This is a genomic window from Acidimicrobiales bacterium, assembly GCA_025455885.1.
Lineage (GTDB): Bacteria > Actinomycetota > Acidimicrobiia > Acidimicrobiales > Acidimicrobilacustridaceae > Rhabdothermincola_A.
Map to the genome: position 1 here is coordinate 50,885 of JALOLR010000012.1, position 20,455 is coordinate 71,339.

Annotated in this window: 19 protein-coding genes; 15 read left to right on the plus strand and 4 right to left on the minus strand. The window is 73.8% G+C overall.

The window, feature by feature from the left end; genetic code table 11:
- Positions 1 to 2 precede the first annotated feature (2 nt).
- Entirely contained in the window at positions 3 to 479 is a 477-nt protein-coding gene (locus MUE36_11585) for a hypothetical protein (protein ID MCU0311566.1), read from the minus strand.
- Positions 480 to 553: 74 nt separating this feature from the next.
- On the opposite strand from MUE36_11585, the gene MUE36_11590 reads away from it, so the two are divergent.
- Positions 554 to 4,381: an ABC transporter ATP-binding protein/permease gene (locus tag MUE36_11590; protein ID MCU0311567.1), complete on the plus strand. Its 3,828-nt coding sequence runs from the start codon at positions 554 to 556 to the stop codon at positions 4,379 to 4,381.
- Positions 4,382 to 4,388: 7 nt separating this feature from the next.
- Here the strand turns inward: MUE36_11590 and MUE36_11595 are convergent, their stop codons facing one another.
- Positions 4,389 to 5,693 (minus strand): inositol-3-phosphate synthase, encoded by a 1,305-nt coding sequence (locus MUE36_11595; GenBank protein ID MCU0311568.1) that lies wholly within the window; start codon positions 5,691 to 5,693, stop codon positions 4,389 to 4,391.
- Between the two features lie 95 nt (positions 5,694 to 5,788).
- On the opposite strand from MUE36_11595, the gene MUE36_11600 reads away from it, so the two are divergent.
- The 3 genes from MUE36_11600 (at position 5,789) to MUE36_11610 (ending at position 9,556) form a co-directional block, all read left to right on the plus strand.
- Positions 5,789 to 6,697, plus strand: coding sequence for a LysR family transcriptional regulator (locus tag MUE36_11600; GenBank protein ID MCU0311569.1), 909 nt, complete (start codon positions 5,789 to 5,791; stop codon positions 6,695 to 6,697).
- A 70-nt stretch (positions 6,698 to 6,767) separates the two neighbouring features.
- Complete coding sequence (locus MUE36_11605) at positions 6,768 to 8,045, plus strand: hypothetical protein (GenBank protein ID MCU0311570.1); 1,278 nt, start codon at positions 6,768 to 6,770, stop codon at positions 8,043 to 8,045.
- A gap of 110 nt (positions 8,046 to 8,155) precedes the next feature.
- A complete protein-coding gene (locus MUE36_11610; protein ID MCU0311571.1) occupies positions 8,156 to 9,556 on the plus strand; it encodes a wax ester/triacylglycerol synthase family O-acyltransferase in 1,401 nt (466 codons plus the stop codon).
- Here the strand turns inward: MUE36_11610 and MUE36_11615 are convergent.
- Positions 9,549 to 11,021 carry a wax ester/triacylglycerol synthase family O-acyltransferase gene (locus tag MUE36_11615; GenBank protein MCU0311572.1) on the minus strand — a complete coding sequence of 491 codons (1,473 nt, stop codon included), beginning with the start codon at positions 11,019 to 11,021 and terminating at the stop codon, positions 9,549 to 9,551. The two genes, MUE36_11610 and MUE36_11615, sit on opposite strands and share 8 nt — an antisense overlap.
- On the minus strand, positions 11,018 to 12,640 hold the full coding sequence (locus tag MUE36_11620) for an acyl-CoA synthetase (GenBank protein MCU0311573.1): 1,623 nt from the start codon (positions 12,638 to 12,640) through the stop codon (positions 11,018 to 11,020). The genes MUE36_11615 and MUE36_11620 overlap by 4 nt, the downstream gene beginning before the upstream one ends.
- 209 nt (positions 12,641 to 12,849) lie before the next feature.
- Here MUE36_11620 and MUE36_11625 point away from each other — a divergent pair, with 209 nt between their 5' ends.
- The 11 genes from MUE36_11625 (at position 12,850) to MUE36_11675 (ending at position 20,454) form a co-directional block, all read left to right on the plus strand.
- Complete coding sequence (locus MUE36_11625) at positions 12,850 to 13,614, plus strand: hypothetical protein (GenBank protein ID MCU0311574.1); 765 nt, start codon at positions 12,850 to 12,852, stop codon at positions 13,612 to 13,614.
- A gap of 3 nt (positions 13,615 to 13,617) precedes the next feature.
- The gene (locus MUE36_11630) at positions 13,618 to 13,821 is read left to right on the plus strand and encodes a hypothetical protein (GenBank protein MCU0311575.1); all 204 of its coding nucleotides are present in this window, start codon (positions 13,618 to 13,620) and stop codon (positions 13,819 to 13,821) included.
- A 9-nt stretch (positions 13,822 to 13,830) separates the two neighbouring features.
- Positions 13,831 to 14,700 carry a formyltetrahydrofolate deformylase gene (purU, locus tag MUE36_11635; protein ID MCU0311576.1) on the plus strand — a complete coding sequence of 290 codons (870 nt, stop codon included), beginning with the start codon at positions 13,831 to 13,833 and terminating at the stop codon, positions 14,698 to 14,700.
- Between the two features lie 75 nt (positions 14,701 to 14,775).
- Positions 14,776 to 15,198, plus strand: coding sequence for a hypothetical protein (locus MUE36_11640; GenBank protein ID MCU0311577.1), 423 nt, complete (start codon positions 14,776 to 14,778; stop codon positions 15,196 to 15,198).
- On the plus strand, positions 15,195 to 15,863 hold the full coding sequence (locus MUE36_11645; GenBank protein ID MCU0311578.1) for a hypothetical protein: 669 nt from the start codon (positions 15,195 to 15,197) through the stop codon (positions 15,861 to 15,863). The genes MUE36_11640 and MUE36_11645 overlap by 4 nt, the downstream gene beginning before the upstream one ends.
- A 115-nt stretch (positions 15,864 to 15,978) precedes the next feature.
- A complete protein-coding gene (locus MUE36_11650; GenBank protein MCU0311579.1) occupies positions 15,979 to 16,455 on the plus strand; it encodes a hypothetical protein in 477 nt (158 codons plus the stop codon).
- A gap of 15 nt (positions 16,456 to 16,470) precedes the next feature.
- A complete protein-coding gene (locus tag MUE36_11655; GenBank protein MCU0311580.1) occupies positions 16,471 to 17,376 on the plus strand; it encodes a hypothetical protein in 906 nt (301 codons plus the stop codon).
- A 19-nt stretch (positions 17,377 to 17,395) separates the two neighbouring features.
- Positions 17,396 to 18,166: a response regulator transcription factor gene (locus MUE36_11660; protein MCU0311581.1), complete on the plus strand. Its 771-nt coding sequence runs from the start codon at positions 17,396 to 17,398 to the stop codon at positions 18,164 to 18,166.
- 80 nt (positions 18,167 to 18,246) lie between these two features.
- Positions 18,247 to 18,906: a hypothetical protein gene (locus tag MUE36_11665; protein ID MCU0311582.1), complete on the plus strand. Its 660-nt coding sequence runs from the start codon at positions 18,247 to 18,249 to the stop codon at positions 18,904 to 18,906.
- Positions 18,903 to 19,559 (plus strand): hypothetical protein, encoded by a 657-nt coding sequence (locus tag MUE36_11670; GenBank protein ID MCU0311583.1) that lies wholly within the window; start codon positions 18,903 to 18,905, stop codon positions 19,557 to 19,559. The genes MUE36_11665 and MUE36_11670 overlap by 4 nt, the downstream gene beginning before the upstream one ends.
- On the plus strand, positions 19,549 to 20,454 hold the full coding sequence (locus MUE36_11675) for a hypothetical protein (GenBank protein ID MCU0311584.1): 906 nt from the start codon (positions 19,549 to 19,551) through the stop codon (positions 20,452 to 20,454). Before MUE36_11670 ends, MUE36_11675 begins: the two co-directional genes overlap by 11 nt.
- Position 20,455 lies beyond the last annotated feature (1 nt).

The following is a 20,455-nucleotide window of genomic DNA, read 5'->3' on the forward strand; positions in this document are numbered from 1 at the left end:
GTTCAGGTCCCCAGCAGGTCGCCGGCGGCGGCGATGCCGTCCCTCGTGCCGACGAGCACCACCGTGTCGCCGCCCTGGAGCACGTCGTCGGGTCCCGGGGCGGGGACGGCGGTCCCGTCCCGGATGATGGCGATGACCGACGAGCCGGTGGTGGTGCGCATGGCGGTGTCGGCGATGCTCTTCGGGGTGAAGGCGGGTCCGAGCGGGACCCAGTCGATGAACAGCCCCTCGATCTCCGCCGAGAGCTCGGCGAGCTGGGTGGTGACCGTCGTGCCCCCGAGGAGCTCGGCCACCGCGGAGCCCTCGGCGGCGGTGAGCTCGATCCGGCAGGCCACGGCGTCGGGGTCGTCGTCGTCGTAGACGACCACTTCGCGGCGGCCCGAGTGGCGGGAGATCACACCGACGTGGTCGCCGCTCTCGGAGGTGAAGTCGAACTCGATGCCGACGCCGGGGAGCTTGGTCTCGCGGATCTCGGGCATCCCCCATTGTGGGTCACGGTGGCGCCGCGACGCTCCCCGCCGCCCGGGGAGGGGCGGTCGTTAGCCTCCAGGAGGTGATCGATCGGCCGGTGCCCGAGCCTGCGGCCACCGGGGGGTGGATCCGGCGGCTCGCCCCGTTCCTGGGGGCTCACCGGCGCAACGTGGTCGTGGCGCTGGGCGCTTCCGTCGTCGGACAGGGGCTGATGGCCGTCGCGCCGCTCCTGCAGAAGGTCGTGGTCGACGACGGCCTGGTGGGGCGCACCCGTCCGGTGGCGCCGTGGTTGGCGGCGTTGGCCGTCGTCGGTGTGGTGTCCTTCGGGGCGGCGGTCGTGCGCCGGTGGGTGGGCGGCCGGGTCAGCCTCGACGTGCAGTACGACCTGCGCAACGCCATCTACGAGCGACTGCAACGCCTCGACTTCGCCGGCCACGACCAGCTCCGGACGGGCCAGCTCGTGTCCCGGGCCTCCTCGGACCTCGGACTCATCCAGGGCCTGCTGGCCTTCCTGCCCATCATGTTGGGCAACCTCGTGATGGTCGCGTTGGCCCTCGTCATCATGACGGTCCTCTCCCCGGCGCTCACGCTCGTCGTCGTGGTCGCCCTCCCGTTGCTCGGGTTCGTGGCGCTGCGGCTCCGGCGGAAGGTCTTCCCGGCGACCTGGGACGCGCAGCAGCGCATGGGCGAGGTGGCCGGCGTCGTCGACGAGGCGGTCAGCGGGGTTCGGGTCGTGAAGGGGTTCGGCCAGGAGGACCGTGAGCTGGCCCACCTGGCCGAGACCGCCGAGGGCCTCTACGCCGCACGGGTCAGGCTGGTGCGCCTCCAGGCGAGGTTCACCTCGACGATGCAGGCCATCCCGGCGCTGGCCCAGGTGGCGGTCCTCGCCCTGGGTGGGTGGATGGCGATCGAGGGCAACCTGACCCTCGGCACCTTCCTGGCCTTCTCGGCCTACCTGGTGCAGCTCGTCGCCCCCGTGCGGATGCTGGCGGGGCTCTTCACGGTCGGCCAGCAGGCGCGGGCGGGTGCCGAGCGGATCCTCGACGTCCTCGACGCCAACGCCGTCGTCGTCGAGGCACCCGGGGCCGTCGACCTGCCCGACGCCGTGGGCGAGGTGCGCTTCGAGGACGTCCGGTTCGGCTACACCCGCAGCCAACCGGTGCTCGACGGGCTCGACCTGCGCGTGCGCCCGGGAGAGGTCGTGGCCCTCGTCGGCACCAGTGGGTCGGGGAAGTCCACGATCACCGCGTTGCTGCCCCGGTTCTACGACGTCGCCGCCGGCCGGGTGACGCTCGACGGACACGACGTCCGCGACCTCACGCTCGACTCCCTCCGCCGTCAGGTGGGCGTCGTGTTCGAGGACGCCTTCCTCTTCTCCGACACGGTGCGGGCGAACATCGCCTACGGGCGGCCGGAGGCGACCGACGCCGAGGTCGTGGCGGCGGCGGCCGCCGCCGGGGCCGCCGGGTTCGTGGCGGCGCTCCCCGACGGCTACGACACGTTGGTCGGCGAGCGCGGTCTGTCGCTCTCGGGCGGGCAGCGCCAACGCCTGGCCTTGGCCCGCGCCATCCTCACGGACCCGCGGGTCCTCGTGCTCGACGACGCCACCTCGGCGGTCGACGTGACCACCGAGGAGGCCATCCACGCCACCCTCCGGCGACTCATGCGGGACCGGACCACGATCCTCATCGCCCATCGGCGCTCCACGCTGCGCCTGGCCCACCGGATCGTGGTCCTCGACGCGGGGCGGGCGGTGGCCGACGGCACCCACGAGGAGCTGATCGCCACCAGTGCCGTCTACCGCGACCTGTTCTCCGGTCCCGACGACGAGGTGGAGGGTCTCGGTCCCCTCGCCGACGACGTCGTCGACGAGGAACGCCGCGAGGAGCTGCTCGCCGTGGCGGTGACCGAGGCGGCGTGGCCGGTGGACGCGCTCGACGGGCAACCGCGGGCCTCGGCGATCGTCGACGGTCCGGCCCGCAACCCAGGTCCCGGTGGCGGGCAGATGGCGTCGATGGCGCTGAGCGCCACACCGGACATGCTGGCCGCGCTCGACCGGCTCCCGCCCGCCGACGACACCCCCGGCGTCGACGTCGCGGCGGTGACCGCCGACGATCCCGGGCCGTTCCGGATCCGCCGGTTCGTCCGACCGTGGGTGCTCGGCCTGGCCGTCGGGCTGGGTCTCGTCGTGCTCGACACGGTGCTCACGCTGCTCGGACCGGTGTTCGTCAGCCGGGGCATCGACGACGGCATCACCCCGGGCGACCCGGCGGCGCTCTGGCTCGCCGTCGGGCTCTTCCTCGCCGCGGTCGTGACCGACTGGGGCGTGGTCTGGGCCTACACCGCGGTCACGGGACGCACCGCCGAGCGGATGCTCTATGCGCTCCGTCTCAAGATCTTCGGCCACCTCCAGCGGATGTCGCTGCACTACTACGACGACGAGCTCGACGGCCGGCTCATGACCCGTATGACGACCGACGTCGAGGCGCTGTCCCAGCTCGTGCAGACCGGGCTCGTCAACGCCGTCGTCGGCGTGTTCACGTGCGTCGGGGTCTTCGTGTTCCTCGTCGTCCTGTCGCCTCCGCTGGCGCTCGCCGCGGCCACGGTCCTCCCGCCGCTGGTGGTGGCGACGTGGTGGTACCGGCGCCGGTCCTCGGCGTCCTACGAGAAGGCCCGGGAGGCGATCGCCGACGTGAACGCCAACCTCCAGGAGAGCCTGTCGGGGGTGCGGGTCGCGCAGGCCTACTCCCGCGAGGACCGCAACATCACGGGGTTCCGCTCGGTCAACCGGCGCTACCTCGAGCACCGGGTCGGCGCGCAGCGCCTGGTCGCCCTGTACTTCCCCTTCATCCTGCTGCTCTCCGACCTCGGCGCGGTGGTGGTGCTCGGCGCCGGGTCGGTGCTCGAGCAGGAGGGTGTGGTGACGACCGGCGTCGTCATCGCGTTCCTGCTCTACCTCAACCAGTTCTTCTCCCCGCTCCAGCAGCTCTCCCAGGTCCTCGACACCTGGCAGCAGGCCTCGGCGTCGGTGGTCAAGATCGAGGAGCTGTTGGCCACCCCGTCGAGCACGCCACCCCCCGCCCGACCGGTCGACCCGGGGCGCCTCCGCGGCGAGATCCGGCTGCAGGACGTCCACTTCCGCTACGAGCCGGTCACCGGGGGCGGCGGTGCCGGCCGCGCCGAGACGACCGAGGCCCTGTCCGGTGTCGACCTGCACGTCCGCGCCGGCGAGACGGTGGCCCTGGTGGGCGAGACCGGCGCCGGGAAGTCGACGATCGTGAAGCTGCTGGCCCGCTTCTACGACCCCACCGGCGGACGGGTGACCGTGGACGGCATCGACCTGCGTGACATCGACCTCGGCGCCTTCCGGCGTCAACTCGGGGTGGTGCCCCAGGAGGCGTTCCTGTTCACGGGCACGGTGCGCGACAACATCGCCTACGGCCGTCCGGGCGCCCGCGCGGCCGAGGTGGAGGCCGCCGCCCGGGCCGTCGGGGCCCACGACTTCGTGGCCTCGTTGCCCCAGGGGTACCTCACGCCGGTCAGCGAGCGGGGCCGGTCGCTGTCGTCGGGCCAGCGCCAGCTCATCGCCCTGGCCCGGGCCCGACTCGTCGATCCGGCGATCCTGCTCCTCGACGAGGCGACCTCGCAGCTCGACCTGGCCAGCGAGGCCCGGGTCCAGCGGGCCATGACGGCCGCCTCGACGGGACGTACCACCGTGGTGGTGGCCCACCGCCTGCCCACCGCCCGCCGAGCCGACCGCATCGTGGTGATCGGCGACGGCCGCATCCTCGAGGAGGGGCCCCACGATGTCCTCGTGACCTCCGGGGGTCCCTACGCGGCGATGTGGGCGGCGTTCGCGGACTCGGCCGACGCTCCGGCCGTCGGCACCGTCGGGGTCCCGACGGCGTGACCGATCGTCAGCCGGCTTCGGAGTGGGTGACCGGCTCCTCGCCCATCCACTCGCGCAGCGTGTTCTTGAGCTTGGTCTGCTGGATGAACAGGTCGTGCTCGGCGGGCACCGGCGTCGCCGCCTGGGGGGCCTTGAAGTAGAAGCTCAGCCACTCCTGGACCCCGTGCTGCCCCGCTCGGGCCGCCAGGTCCATGAAGAGGGCCAGGTCGAGCACGATGGGCGCGGCGAGGATGGAGTCGCGGCACAGGAAGTTGACCTTGATCTGCATCGGGTAGCCCATCCACCCGAAGATGTCGATGTTGTCCCACCCCTCCTTGTTGTCGCCGCGGGGCGGGTAGTAGTTGATGCGGACCACGTGGTCGATGTCGCCGTACAGGTCGGGGTACACCTCGGGCTGGAGCACGGAGTCGATCACGCCGAGCTTCGAGACCTCCTTGGTCTTGAAGTTCTCCGGGTCGTCGAGCACCTCGCCGTCGCGGTTGCCGAGGATGTTCGTGGAGTACCAGCCCCGCAGGCCGAGCATGCGTGCCTTGATGCCGGGGGCGAGCAGCGTCTTCAGCCAGGTCTGGCCGGTCTTGAAGTCCTTCCCGGCGATCGGCACGCCTTCGCGGGCGGCGAGCTCGCGCATGCAGGGCAGGTCGACGGAGAGGTTCGGTGCGCCGTTGGCGAAGGGCACCTTCGACACCAGGGCGGCGTAGGCGTAGATCTGGCTCGGGGCGATGTTCTCGTCGTTGTCGCGCAGGCCGGCCTCGAAGCTCTCGACGGTGGCGTGGACGGCGCTGGCCTCCTGGTAGGCCTCGGTGCTCCCGCACCAGACCATGACGAGACGGTCGCAGCCGTGTTCCACGCGGAAGCGCTCGATGTCGGCGATGAGGGCCTCGGCCTGGGCCCACTTGTCGGTCACGTCCTTGACCCGGGTCCCCTCGAGGCGCTTGACCCAGCGTTGGTCGAACACCGCGTCCATCGCCACGACACCTTCGAGCTCGGCGGAGATGGGGTTGAGGTCGCGGTCCTCGAGGACACCGGCGTTGCGCGCCGCCTCGAGGACGTTGGGGCTGATCGGGTCCCAGCCGCCGAAGACCAGGTCGTCGAGGTCGGCGAGGGGCACGAACTCCTTGATCATCGGGTTGCGGCCCTCGTCGCGGGTGCCGAGGCGGATGTGGGCGAGTTGGCTCAGCGACCCGACGGGGACGGCGGTGCCGGCCCGGGCGGCGAGCACGCCGGCGATGAAGGTGGACGCCACGGCGCCCATGCCGGGGGTGAGCACGCCGAGGCGGCCGGTGGGCGGGGCGATGGTCACGGGTTCGGTCATGTCCCGAGGCTAGGGCTTCCTGAACGGTTGATCTTGTCTGTACAGTGATACTGAACAATTGACCCGGCGGGTCCGCCGGGGTGAGGAGTCGAGAGGTGCGGGACGCGACACCGCTGCCGGCGGTCACGGTGGCGCAGCTCTCCTATCTGGTGGCGGTGGCCGAGTCGGCCACCTTCTCGGTCGCCGCCGAGTCGGTGGGGGTCACCACCTCGGCGCTGTCGCAGGGCCTCGCCGAGCTCGAACGGCGCGTCGGCGTGACCTTGTTCGAGCGGGTCGGTCGCCGCCAGGTCCTGCGTGAGGAGGCCGGAGAGGTCGTCGCCTATGCCCGGCGCGTCGTGGCCGAAACCGCCGACCTCGGTCGGTGGGCGGCGGCGGTGCGCGCCGGCGGGGCGGGGCGACTCCGGGTGGGCATGATCGATGCCGCCGCCCTCCACCACTGCGTCGACGCGCTGCGGGGCTTCCGGCGTGCCCACGCCGGGGTGGACCTGCGCCTCCGGGTCGGTCCCTCCGGGGAGCTGGTTGACCAGCTCCTCGCGGGGGCCCTCGACCTCGCGGTGGTGGTGGAACCTCCCTTCGTCGACCCGTCCCTGGAGCTCCAGCCGCTGGTCGAGGAGCCGCTGGTGGTGGTGCCGGCCGAGGGCGCGACACGCGCAGGGGGCGGGCTCGGGGATCCGGCCGGGTGGGGGCCGTGGGTGCTGTTCCCCACCGGGTCGCACACGCGCACCGTGATCGAGGAGGCGTTGCGGGCCCGCGGGGCCCCGAGGCAGGTCGTGGCCGAGTCCCACCAGCCCGAGGTGCTGCGTGAGATGGCCCGCCTGGGAGTGGGGTGGACCGTCCTGCCCGAGATCCAGGCCCACGGCCGGCGGTCGAGGGCCGGGGATGCGCCGCTGGTCGAGCTCGCCGCGCGTCGCCTGGTGCTCGCCCGCCGGCGGGGCCGCCTCGCCAACCCGCCCGCCGAGGCCCTCGTCGACCGGCTGGGTCCGCCACCCGGCGCGGGATCCTGACGGGCGACGCTGGTAGGGTGGGGGCACATACCGTCCGGGGTATCGCCCCGGGCAGGACGGGGACGGTGCCGTGCACGCACGACTCGAAGGGCTGGGGCGGGTCGCTCCCGACGTCGCCCGGGGGATCCACCGGCTCAACTCGGCCATCGCCGACGCGCTGCCGGCCCAGATCATCTCGCGGTTCAACCGCCTCCCCGGCGCCGACGTCATGCTCATCGGCCCCCGGACCTCACGGGTGGTCATCGACGTGCAGCACCCCGACCGGCCGGCGCAGACCCGGGTCGACGTCGTCACCCTGCGCACGGTCACCGAGGCCCTCGTCGATGAGATCGCCCTCGGCCTGCTGAAGGGCAACCAGGCCGCGCTCGCCCGGTCGCACTTCCAGGAGGCGAACCGCCACGCCCGGCGCCTGGCCGAGGCCGCCGACGCCGGCGAGATCGATCTCGCCCCCGAGGTGTTCTGCGCCCCGCCCGACCCCCCGGTGGCGGTCGCCCGTCTCGGAACCGTGCGCACCCGGGGCGGAGAGGCCGACCACCTGGCCTTCCCCAGCGGCTTCGTGCCGCCCCCCGCGCTGGAGGCGTCGGCCACGTGGGGCGACTACCCCGCCAACGCCAGCGTCCACGTCTACGCCCTCGAGCTCGACGTGGACGCGCCCTGGCTGATCAACGTCCACGGCTTCAAGCAGGGCCTCCCCGAGGACCTGTTCCTCTTCCGCTCCGCGGCCACCCGTGACCGCTTCGGCGTCAACGTCGTGCACCCGGTGCTGCCCATGAGCGGGCTGCGGGCCAGCGTCGGTGCCCCGCAGATCCCCGGCACGGACTTCGGTGCCAACGTCGTGGGCTTCGCCCAGGCGGTGTGGGACGTGCGGCGCACGATCCGCTGGATCCGCTCCCGCTCGGACGCGCCGATCATCCTGCACGGGGTGTCCCTCGGGTCCTACGTGGTGTCGATGGTGTCCGGGCTCGAAGAGGGTCTGGCCGGGGTGATCGCCGGTCTGCCGGTGTCGGACTACCCGCGGCTGATGCGCCGCCACGCCCGCCGCATGGAGCTGCCCGAGGACGATCTCGCGCTGGTCGACGACCCGGCGCTCGACCGCCTGTTCGCGCCGGTGTCGCCGTTCAGCGTGACCTCGAAGGTGCCGCCCGACCGGCGCTACATCTACGCCGGCAAGATCGACCAGATCTCCTCCACCCAGCAGGCCCTCGACCTGTGGGAGCACTGGGGGTCGGGTTCGATCCACTGGTTCGACGGCGGCCACCTGGGCGGAGCGATCTGGGACCGGGGCGTGAAGCGCTACATCGACGCCGCGGTGGGCGAGGCGGCGGGCACGGTCGCACCGGCCGTCTGAGGCACCGGCGCCGGGCCCGCACCGTGGTCGGCCCGGGTGCGTCGCGGTAGCGTCCCGGGCCGGGGGAGCCAGGTCCGGAAGGTACGACGTAGGGGGGGTACGTGGAGCGGATGTCCGGCGCGGACGCCACGTTCGTCCATCTCGAGCGGATGGGCGAGCCGTGCCACACGCTGAAGGTGATGGTGCTCGACACGAGCGAGCGGGGCTACCCGGTCACCCTCCGCGAGATGCGTGCCGCGATCTCGGCGCACCTCCCCGGGTACCCGAGGGCGCGCCAACGGGTGGTCGTCCCCCCGCTGTTCAAGAGCCTGCCCTTCTGGGTCGACGATCCCGACTTCGACCTCGACCTTCACCTCTCCGAGCGGGCCCTGCCGGCACCGGGCACGCGCCGCCAACTCGACGACGTGTGCTCCTCGCTGGCCAGCGACCGCCTCGACCTGGCCCGTCCCCTGTGGGACGCCACCCTGGTGCACGGGCTGGAGGGCGGCGAGCAGGCCGTCGTGTTCCGCCTCCACCACGCCCTGTCCGACGGCATGGGGGTGGTGCGGCTCTTCGAGCAGATCACGACCGACGCCCCCGGTCCGGGTGTGCCGTCGCCCCGGGATGACTGGCGACCGGCTCCGTTGCCGTCGGGGCGCGAGCTCGTCACCTCGGTGGTCGCCGGCGTGCCGGGGCGCCTCGGCGCGGCCGGCGAGATGGTGCGCTGGGAGTGGCGCAACCGGGCCACGGTGCTCGGCGAACGGCGGACGTTCGCACGCCGGGACGACCTGGTCCCGTCGGGGCTCAGCGTGCCCTACACGTGGATGAACCCCCGGTTCGGGACGAGGCGGCTGTGCGCCAGCTCCTCGCTGCCGTTGGCCGACTTCCGGTTCGTGAAGGAACGGGTCGGGACGTCGCTCAACTCGGTGCTCCTGGCCGTCCTCGCCGGAGCCATCCGTGCCGAGAGCGCGGCCCGGGGCCTCGACGTCGACCACGACGCGGTCTGCGCCCTCGGCGTCGCCATCGACCCACCGGGCAGCGAACGCCTCTACGGCAACAACATCTCGAACATGTACGTGAGCCTCCACACCAGCGAGGCCGATCCGCTCGAGCGGCTGGGGAAGGTGAGCCGGTCGGCCTCGGACACGGTGGCGCTGCGTCGCGAGGCCCTGGACGGCCGGCCCCACACCTTCAGCGACCTGACCCCACGCCTCGGTCCCGCCCTGGGCGAGCTGCTCGCCTATCGGGTGAAGCGCACCGCGGCCAACCTGGCCGCCGGCAACGTGCCCGGGCCGGCGACGACGCGCTACCTCGGCGACGTCCGGGTGAGCGACCTCGTCAGCTACGCCGTGGTCGTGCTCAACGCGGGTCTCGAGCTGACCGTCTACAGCTACGACGGGGCCATGAAGTTCGGTCTCCTGGTCGCCCCGGAGGTGCACCGCCACCCCCACGAGTTCCTCGATCGGATCGCCGACTCGCTCGCCGAGTTGATGGACGTGTCCCGGGGCCTCCCGGCCCGCGTCGTTACGTGATGTCGGCGGCGCCCGCCCTGGTGTCGGCGACGGCCCCGGCGCCGCCGAGGGGGTCCTCGACGGGGGTGGGCTCGCCCAGCCCCGCCGATGCCATGAGCTCGCCGAGCGCGCCGGGGAACCTCCCGGCGATGGTCCACACGTCGGGCACCACGTCGGGGTCGACGTGCAGCCCGATGTCGACGCGGTCCATGTAGCTGAAGAGGGTGATGTTCAACCCCATCGACTCGGTGATGACGCTCGTCGAGTAGATGCCGGTGATGCGGGCCCCGCCGGTGTAGAGCGGGAACGGGGGGCCGGGCACGTTGGAGACGAGGGTGTTCATGATGGTGGGCCCTCGCGACACGACGCCGGTGCGGGCCAGGGCGGTGATGGTGGTGTTGAGGACGGCCGGGGGCGCCACCTCCCCCATGGACGGGATCTCGGTGGCGCGGACCGCCCGCATCATCTCCTTGGCCCCCTGGCTGCTGGCGTGGATCGTCATGAGACGCTCGCCGGGATCCTCGACCGTCGTGGCCAACGACACGACCATGATCGCCACCTGGTTGTCGGCGGTCTGGTCCCCTTCGGCGCGGGTGGACAGCGGGACCCCGGACACCAGGGGCCGGTCGGGGAGCTCGCCCCGGTCGATCAGGTACGAGCGCAGCGCCCCTGCGACGACGGCGAGGACCACGTCGTTGATCTTCACCCCGTAGTGGGTCTTCAGGGCCTTCACGTCCTGCATGGCGAGCGAGCACATCCCGAGGCGCCGTCGGGGGCCGACGCTGCCGTTGAGGAGGGTCTTCGGCACCGACAGCGGCACGATCGCGCGGCCCTCCCGGGCCTCCTGGACGAGGGTGACGCCGCGACGGGCGGTCCGACCCGCGTAGGCGAGGCTCCGCAGCGGGGCCATGGCGACGTTGCCGACCGCCCCGGTGAGCAGCGCCGCATCGGAGGGGGGAGGCCCGGCTCGCTCGACCTCGTCCTCCGACGGGATCGCCGGCGGCTCGGCGTCGGGGGCGAAGTCGAGCAGCGCCGAGGCGAGGCTGGCGCCGGCCACCCCGTCGAGCAGGCAGTGGTGGTACTTCATCAGCAACGCCACCCGGTCGTTGGGGAGCCCCTCGATGAACCAGGTCTCCCACAGCGGGTGACGTCGGTCGAGCTGGCGGCTGAGCACCCGACCGGTGAGCAGGGCCAGCTCCTCCATCCCGCCCGGGGCGGGGACGGCCACGTGGTGGAGGTGGCGGTCGATGTCGAACTCCTCGTCGTCGACCCAGATCGGCCGGTCGAGCCCGAGGGGCACCTCGTGGAGCTTCCACGTGAACTTCGGCGCCAGCGGGAGGCGTGTGGTGAGGATCTCGCGCATCTTGAGGAAGTCGAAATCCGGCGCGTCGCTCCGGTCGAGGATCGTGAGCCCTCCGACGTGCTGGTGCCAGTTGGGCTGCTCCATGGAGAGGAACAGCGAGTCGGTGCCGCTGAGACGCTTCATCGGGCGGCCTCCCCCTCGACGACCCGCGTGGCCCACGCGTAGTCGGGCTTGCCGTTGGGATTGCGCTCGACCTCGTCCACCCACACCACCTCGCGGGGGATCTTGTAGCCGGCGAGCTGTTCCGCGCAGTGGTCGTGGAGCTCGCCGAGCTTGGGGCGTCGCTCGCCCCGGGGGGAGGCGACGGCGACGACGCGCCGTCCCCAGCGCTCGTCGGGGACGCCGATGACGATGGTGTCGAACACGTCGGGATGGGCCTTGAGCACGGACTCGACCTCCTCGGGGAAGACCTTCTCTCCCCCTGTGTTGATGCTGACCGATCCTCGTCCGAGGACGGTGATCGCGCCGTCGGCCTCGATGGTCGCCATGTCGCCGGGGAGCACCCAGCGCTCGCCGCCGATCTCGACGAAGGTGGCCCGGGACTTCTCCTCGTCCTTGTAGTAGCCGAGGGGGAGCCGGCCCTTGCGGGCGAGTCGGCCGATCACCCCCGACCCCGGTTCGACGGGCCGGTCGTCCTCGTCGAGCACCGTCGTGTCGGGACCCATGTGGAAGCTGGGGGCGTTCCCGGTGGTCTCGCCGCCCATCGTGGCCTTGGTGCCGGCCACGCCGGTCTCCGACGACCCGAAGCCGTCGACCACCACCAGGTTCGGCAGCTCGGCGCGCAGGGCGTCGCGGACCGCCGGGCTGAGCACCGCGCCCCCGGAGGCGACGACGAACAGCGAGCTGAGGTCGAACGAGCCCTTGGCCTCGCCGATGGCGTCGGCCAGGGGGCGGGCCATGGCGTCGCCGACCAGGACGCAGATCATCGCCGAGTGCCGCTCGACGGCGCCGAGGAGCTCGTAGGGGTCGAAGCGCCCGGGGGACAACAGGACCGCCGTGTTGCCGCACAGCATCGTGCCGAGCGATCCCCACAGCGCGCTGACGTGCATCAGCGGCGGGGCCTGGATCTGGACGCCCGGGACCTCGGGGACCCGACCGGGCAGCTCGGACGGGTCGGCGATCGGGGTGCCGAGCCCGCTCGGGTCGCCGCCTCCGAGTGCCGCGAAGAAGAGGTCGTCGTGGCGCCACATCACCCCCTTGGGCAGCCCGGTGGTGCCGCCCGTGTAGGCGATGTAGAGGTCGTCGTCCCGGCGGTCGTGGCCCGCCGGCCGTTCCGGGGAGGACCCGGCGAGGGCGTGCTCGTAGCTCACCGAGCGTTCGGGGGCCGGTGCGTCGGAGTCGTCGTCGATCACCACGACGTGGCGCAGCGTCGGGCAGGCCTCCCGCACGGCGTCGACCCGGGGTGCGAACTCGCGGTGCACCACCACGGCCACCGCGTCGGCGTTGTCGAAGAGGTACTGCAGCTCGCGTTCGACGTAGCGGTAGTTGACGTTCACCGGCACCGCCCGGATCTTGAACGCCGCGAAGGTCGCCTCGAGGTACTCGGTGCCGTTGCGCAGGAGCAGGGCCACGTGGTCACCGGGACCCACCCCCTCGTCGAGGAGGTGGCGGGCCAGGCGGTTGGCCCGCTCGTCGAGCTCGGCGAAGGTGAGGTCCCGGGCGGGCGTGGACACGGCCAGCCGCTCGGGGACGACGTCCACGACGGACTCGAAGAGGTCGGCGAGGTTGAAGGTGCCGGTCATCGTTGTCTCCTGGCCGGGCGGACGGATCGGGGCGGACAGCGTCGTGAGGCCCGTTCCCCACCTCGCGTCGGCGTGGCTCGGGGATCGACGGACACGGCACCCTCCCTGTCCCGCCAGCCTGGTCCCCGGGGCCGGAGGGCGCCAGGGCCGATCGACCCCGTCGGGGGAGAACCCCGAGGGGCCGCCGCCCGCCGCTACCGTCGGCGCCGATGCCCGACGTCGACACCGGGGTCCCGACGGCCCCGAACGCACCTGTGCCCCGGCGCCGGTCGGTGCCCCTGGTGGCGGTCGTGGCCGCCGTGGTCGTGGTGGTCGTCGCGGTGGCGGTGGTGCTGGTCGGCCGCGTCGGCGACGACGAGCCGGCTGGGGTCGAGGCCGCCGAGGAGCTCGTCGCGGCCTTCGAGCGCCAGCTCGACGCCACCTACCGCCTGGACGGCGAGTTCGTCCGGACCCGGGCCGACGGGGAGCGCCTCGAGTCGGGCCTGCTGGTCGTGCAGCGCCCGCCGGACCGGCTGCAGCGCTCGCTGGGGAGCACCGTCGGTGTGGTCGGGGGGCGGACCGTCAACTGCGGGGTCCCGGTGGCGGGGGGTGCGTACAGCTGCGCGACGGGGGCGGCGGCGGCACCGTGGCCGGAGCGCCGCGAGGAGCAGCTCGCCGCCGTGCGCCAGTTCGTGCTCGGCGACGACCCCGTGTACGCCGTCGTCGCCTCCGGGGAGGGGTGCTTCGAGCTGCTCCGTCGCCGGGAGGGTGTCGAGGCCACGTACGGCGCGCGGGCCGAGCTCTGCTTCGATGGGCCCACCGGCGCGCTGCGTCGTCTGGAGGTCGCCCGCGACGGCGGCACCGTCGACGTGCTCGACGCGGTCCTCGTCACCGCTCAGGTGAACGACGGCGACTTCGACCTCACCGCCGACGAGACCTACGATCCGACCGCACCGGCCGGGACCGACCCCGGTCCCGTCGCTGCGGAGGAGTAGCCCGTGTTCCTCGGAGAGGACCTGTTGCCCTGGATGGTGCTGGCCATCGGCGCAGCGCTCGTCGTGGGCACCGGGCTGGCCCTGGTGCGCCCACGCCAGGACCCCGAGGGCAACGACCTCGCCCGCCCGCCCGTGGCCCGCAGCGTCGTGATGATCGCCGTGGGCGGCATCGCCGCGGCGTGGGGCCTGGCCAGCCTGGCGAGCTGAGGTCCACCGATGGCCGAGCTCCGCGGCAGGCACCGCCCCTCCGTGCTCCTGGTCCGGGCCGACGACCGTCCCGGGATCGTGGCCGCGGTGGCCAACCTCATCGCCGACGCGGGCGGGAACATCGCCAACGCCGACCAGCACACCGACCGGGCCTCGCGGGTCTTCCTCCAGCGCATCGAGATCGACGGTGACCCCGACTGGTCGCGGCTCGGGCAGGGGCTGGCCGACGCCGCCGAGCGCCTCGCCCTGCGCTACGACCTCCACCACCCGGGGGTCCCCACCCGGATGGTGCTGGCGTGCTCGACCGACCTGTCGTGTGCCGCCGACGTCCTCGGGCGGGTGGCGCTCGGCGAGCTCGACGCCGAGGTGGTGGCGGTCGTGTCGGACAAGGACGCCGCCGAGGCGCTCGCCGACCGTCACGACGTCGCGTTCCGGTCCGTGGCCGGTGGACTCGAGGGAGCGTCGCGGGCCGCCCAGGAGCAGCTGGTCGCCGACGTCCTCGACGAGCTCGACCCCGACCTCGTGGTGCTGGCGCGGTACATGCGCATCCTCCCGGCGTCGATCACCGAGGCGTGGACGGGTCGGATGATCAACATCCACCACTCCTTCCTGCCCGCCTTCGCCGGCGCCCGGCCCTACCACCGGGCCCACGAGCGGGGGGTGAAGGTCATCGGGGCCACGGCCCACTACGTGACCGCCGAGCTCGACGCCGGGCCGATCATCGCCCAGCGGGTGACCGCCGTGACCCATCGCGACGAGGTCGAGGACCTGGTGCGCAAGGGCCGCGACGTGGAGCGCCAGACGCTGGCCGACGCGGTGCGCCTCCACCTCGAGCACCGGGTGCTGGTGTGGGACAACCGGACGTGCGTCTTCGCCTGACGACGTCCCCTCGCACCCGGCGCCCGAACGTCGTACAGTGGAGTCCCACTCTGAGAAGTGAGGCGGTGACGTTCCGTGACTGAATCTCGCAGCACCGGGGCTGCCGACCTGCCCCGTCGACCCGCCGGCCGCCCGACGCTCGACCTGCGCTACGGCGAGGCGGCCTGGACGTTGCGGCGGTTGCAGGCCCAGGTCCTGCACGCCCGCCGCCAGCTGGCCGCCACCCGCGCCGAGGTGGCCGCGGCCGCCCGCGACCGGGCCGCCGAGTCGTCGACGGCCACCGAGCCCCGCTTCGGCGCCCCCCTCCTCGCCGCGCAGGAGGAGATCGCCGAGGGGTGGGCGGCGACCGCGCGGGCCGCCGAGGCGGCCCTCGACGCCACCGAGGCCGAGGTGCTGCGCATCCGTGCGGCTGTCGAGGCCGAGGCGCAGGTGCTCGCCGAGAGCGCCGCTCGGCTGCGCACGATGCCGGTGCCCGGTGCCGCACCGGGGAACCCGTGACCGCCGCGTCCGATCCCACCCTCCATGCCGAGGGGGTGTCGCCGGTGGCCGGATCCGAGGCGGCTCTGCTCGAGCTGCGCCGTGAGATCGCCCGCCTCGGCGCCGACCTCGTCGGCATCGAGGCCGAGACGGCGGCGCTGCGCGAGTTCGGCCCGGAGGGCCGGCCCGAGCCGGTCGAACCCGACATGTCGGCGGTGATGGCCGAGGAGTTGGCGACGGCGACGGTCGCTCGGGAGCGTGCCGAGATGGCCCGGTTCCTCGACGGCACCGAGGCGGCGTGCGAGGCCCGCCTCGCCGAGGCCCGCCGGGAGGCGGGGCGGATCCTCGACGCGGCCCGCGACGACCTCGCCGACGCGCTGGTCGCCCGCGGCGAGGCGGTCGAGGCCGTGCTGGTCGAGCCGCCCGCGGCGGCGCCCGTCGCGACCCCGTCGGCGGAGGACGTCGCCGAGGGACCGGGTCCCGAGTCGCCCGCCGAGTCGCCCGCCGACGGATCCCCGATCGACGAGCTCCGGACGTCACCGGACGTCGAGACCCCGACCGAGGTCGTCCCGGAGCGCCGGCGCGTGACCGGCGCGCTGCGCGGTGTGGTCTACGCCGTGCTCGGCTTCGTGGTGGTGCTGCTCGTGACCCAGGTGATCGTGGTGCTGCTCGCCGTGCTCGACTGAACCGGACGAAAGCGCGGAGCGTTTTCCGAACGTTCGGCGGCCTGCCGTAGCGAAGGCGACGAGTGTTCACAGCCGGTTCAGGTTCGCGCCACCTGCCCTGCTTAACGTCGGGAACGTGCCGATCGCCAAGGTTTCTGGCCCCAACCCGCTCGCCCGGATCGATCGCTCCCGCCTCGAGGAGGCGCTCAACGCCCGGGTCTCGTCGGAGAGCTGGGCGGTCCGGATCCTCCAGGTCCGGATCCTGCGCATCGAGCGCGAGCTGGAGGCCCTCGAGGGGCCGTCCGCTCCCGACGGCGAGCTCACCCGACGCCTGGCCGGGGTGATCCGTGAAGCGCAGCAACGTGCCCGCCACGAGCGTGACGCGACCGGCCGGCGCACCGCGGAGATCATCGAGCGGGCCGAGGCCGACGCCCGTTCGCTCATCGAGGCGGCGCACCGCGAGGCGGCGTCGGTGCGTTCGGCGGCTCGCCTGCTGCGCGACGTCGGCTCCGTCGAGGTCCCGGTCGGTGCGGCCACCGCGGCCTCGGCCGGCAGCGACGCCCCGGGTGGGGAGATCGCCTCGGCGGGTGCGCCCGAGCCCTTGGCGGTCTGAGCACCGATGTCGGCCGTGTCACCCGCCACCGAGCTGTTGGTCCCGCCCGACCTCCCCGCGTCGGAGAACCCTCTCGAATCCGAGGTCCGGGCGCTCGAGGTCCGGCTGGCGTCGCTCGAGGAGCGGCGGTCGTCGGCCGTGCGACGCCGGGCGGCGAGCGATCCCGACTCCGAGGTGGGTCGCGCCGCCCTGGCCCTCGCCCACGAGCTCGCCGAGGACATCATCCGTGACGGGCGGGCCGCGTCCCGCGACGCGCTGCGGGCCGCCGAGAGCGCGGCGGCGGCCCGGGTCGCCGTCGCCGTCCGCGACGCCCACGAGATCCTCGTCGAGGCCCGCCTCGATCTGACCCGCGCGCTCGACGAGCGGGCGGCGTTCGCCGAGACGATCCTGGCCACCCCGCCGGCGGAGCTGCCCGAACTGCTCGGATCGACGTCCTCCGCGCCGGCCACCCGGCTGGCCGAGGCGATCCACTCGACCCTCGGCGACGAGGTCGTCATCGACCTCGTCGAGCCGGCCGCCGTGGAGCCGACCGCGGTGGCGGAGGAGCCGGTCGGATCGTCGCCGGAGGGTCCGACGGCCGAGGTCCGCACCGAGCTCGCCCACCTGCCGGACCCTCCGGCCGTGGGCGTGCGCCCCGACGTCGCGGTAGCGCCGGCGCCGGCGCTCGACCCCGACGCAGCGATCGGCCACGACGATCATGCCACCGAGGCCACGCTCGGCTACGAGGAGCTCGCCGACCTCGAGACGGAGGACGACGAGGAGCGCCCCGCCCCTCCGGCGGCGATCGAGGACCGCTCGACCGCCTTCTGGCGGGAGCAGGAGGGCGCCCGTTCCCAGGCCTGGCTCCGGCCGCTCGAGATCGTCGTCCCGCTGCTCGCCGCCGCCCTGATCGTCGTGTTGTTGCTGCTCTTCTGGGGCTGACGATGGCGGGTTCCTGTCCATGACCGACACCGAGCTCGCCCCTGTGCACGACGACCCGGTCGACCGGAAGGTCGGCGGGCCGCCCGTCGACCCCCCGTTCGCCTCGGTGCTCCTCGTCGTCGACGACCGCGACTGGCTCACCGCCATGCGGGGGCCGTTGGCGGGCGAGAGCATCCAGGTCGTGACCGACACCTCCGGGGAGTCGGCCTTCGACGACGAGGCCGCCCGCCGGGTGGACGCCGCCATCATCGACCTCGGGCTCATGGCGCGCTCGGGCCTCGCCGTCTGCGCGGCGCTGCGGACCCGGTCCAACGCCCCGATCGTGGCGACGTCCGCCGATGCCGACGAAGCCACGGTCCTCGCCGCGTTCGCGGCGGGCGCCGACCAGTTCGCCCTCCTGTCCACCTCCCCTCGCCAGTTCGTCGCCCGGTTGCGGTCGTTGTTGCGCCGCCACCCCCCGCGGCGGGTGCCGGTCGAGGAGGTCCCGGTCGGGCCGATCATCCTCGACGCCGATCGGCGGGCGGTCGTGGTCCACGGCGTGCCGCTCGTGCTCTCCGACCAGGAGTACCTCGTGCTCGCCGCGCTGATGGCCCGCCCGGGACGGGTGGTGAGCCGCAACGAGCTGTTGGGCGACGTCTCGACGGCCCGCAGCGACCGGGCGCTCGACTTCGTGATCCGGCGGTTGCGTCAGAAGCTCGAGGAGACCGACACCCGGCGCAGGATCATCGCCATCCGGGGGGTCGGTTTCCGCTTCGAGGCCGACGACCTCGTCGGCGGGGTGAGCCGGTGATGGAGAAAGTTGCCTCGTCTCCCGATTCCGTTCACCTTGCGTTCAATGGCGCGACGGAGGGCCTCTCTAGCGTCGCGTCGGTGAGTGCTCCGAACCTCGTCGCGCCCGAGCCGCGTCAGACGCTCGATCCCGAGGCCGTGGCCCGGATCGAGCGCTGGGCGGCGCGCCAGCGCTCGGAGCTGACCCGACTGACCCTCACCCTGCGCAGCGCCGAGGCACAGGCGGCGAAGGCCGAAGCGGGCCTGGCGTCCCTCGGCGAGGGTGCTCCCGACGAGGTGTTGGCCGTGGTCGACGCCCGTCTGGCCCGGGCCACCGCCGACGCCGAGGCGTCCGTCGACGCCGCCCGCCGTGACGCCGAGCTGGTGTTGGCCGCGTCCGCGCAGCACGCCGCCACCATCCTTCGCGACGCCGGGCTGGACCCGTCCCCCACCCTCACCCGTCTGGGCGCCGAGGCCGCTCCGGACACCTCACCGCCGAAGCTCACCCCGCCGGCGCGGGCGTCGGAGCTCTGGCGCCAGGCCCAGCGGTCGCCGGAGGTCGCGGCGGCATCGGCCCCCCCGACGCCGATCCCCCTCGGCGGTCGGGACGAGACCGACCCGCTCCCGGCGGCGGCCACCGCGCCGTCACCGGAACGTGACGACGAGGCCGAGGCGGCGCGGGTCTACGAGCTGTTCTGGAACGACTCGTCATCGGAGCGGACGGCACGCGTGCGACGACGGAGCGAACGGGGAGACGGATGACCGCAGACGGATCGGCCGAGACGACCGCCTCGGTGTCGGGCAACGGCGTCGCCGCCCCGCCCGCCCCGGAGGGCTCCGACGCGCCGGCGACGGCGCCGACGGTGGACGACCGCGCGCCGGTGGTCCCCGACGATCTCGCCTGGCAGACCACCTACGACCGGGCCAGCGTCGAGGCGTACCTCTCGCAGGTCGACGCCGAACGGGCGAAGCTCGAGGAGCAGATCGCCGCCGCCGAGGCCCGCACCGCGGCCGCCCGCGAGCGGGCCGACCGGCTGAAGGCGGCCGACGAGTCGAAGGTGGCCGCCCTGGTGCTGGCTGCCCGGGCCGAGCTCGACCGCATGGAGTCCGAGCACCGCGCCGCGGTGGACGGCATCCGCTCCGCGGCCCTCGAGAAGGCGGCCCGGATCCTCGAGGTGGCCAGGGCCGAGGCGGCCACGGTCACCGGTGCCGGCGCCACCATCGCCGGGGTCCTCGGTGCCGACGCCTCGCCGCCGCCGGCATCGTCGCCGGCCGACCCTGTGCCGGCTGACGCTGCACCGGTCGCGGCCGTGTCGGTCGACACCGAGACGGAACGGGCGCACGGCGAGCCGGCGGGGAACCCGAGGACGTCGCACGAGGCCAGTGGACCGGAGGATCGGACCGATGCCGGTTGACGCCGGCACGCCGACCACGGGTGAGCGACGGGAGCAGCCGACCACGGCCCTCTCCCTGAGCGCCGTGGAGGCGGTGCCCGCCGCCGAGGTCGAGTCCACCCTCCGTGCCGCCCGGGCCGGGCTGGCGTCGCTGACCCTGCGCCGCAACGCCGCGCAACGTGACGCCGAGCTGGCCGAGGCCGAGGCTCCCGACGTCGACGCCGAGGCGCTCGCCGCCCGGGAGGCGGCGGCCGCCGCCCGCCGCACCGAGCTCGAGGACGAGATGGTGCAGCGGCGACTGGCGATGGTCGAGGAGCGTCGCCGGGTCGAGGCCGAGGCCGAGGCCGAGGTGGAGGCGGCCCGCGTCGAGGCGGCCGCGCTGATGGCCGCGGCGCGCGCCGAGGTCGAGGCCACGCTGCGCACGGTCGCCCCGCCGGCCGCGCCCGCCCCGCCCGTGTCGCCACCCGTGGCGTCGCTCGTGGCGCCGGCCGTCGAGTCCGCTGCCGAGCCGGCCGTCGAGCCCGACCTGCCGACGGGGGTCGTCCCGGCCGTCGAGCCCGCCGCCGTCGCCGAGCCCTCGTCCGCAGCACCCCCCGCCGGGGCTGCGCCCTCGGCCGCCTCGGCGACGCCCTTCCTCGCCTACGTGGTGCCGTCGTCGGGACCGGCCGGCCAGACGCTGCTCCCGCTGCCCGCGCACCCGCAGGCGGCCCCGGTGCAGCTCGTCGTCGCCCCCGGTTGGGGTCAGTCGCAGCAGGCCTGGGGTCCGCCCCAGCCGGGCTGGGGCCCGCCGCCGACCCCTGCGCCCGCCCCGGTCGCCCGCCCGACGTTCCGCCAGCGGATCATGCACCTCGACGTGATCCTGCCGCTCCTGGCTGTCGCCATCGTTTTGCTCGTCCTGTTGGCCTGGGTTGTCTGAC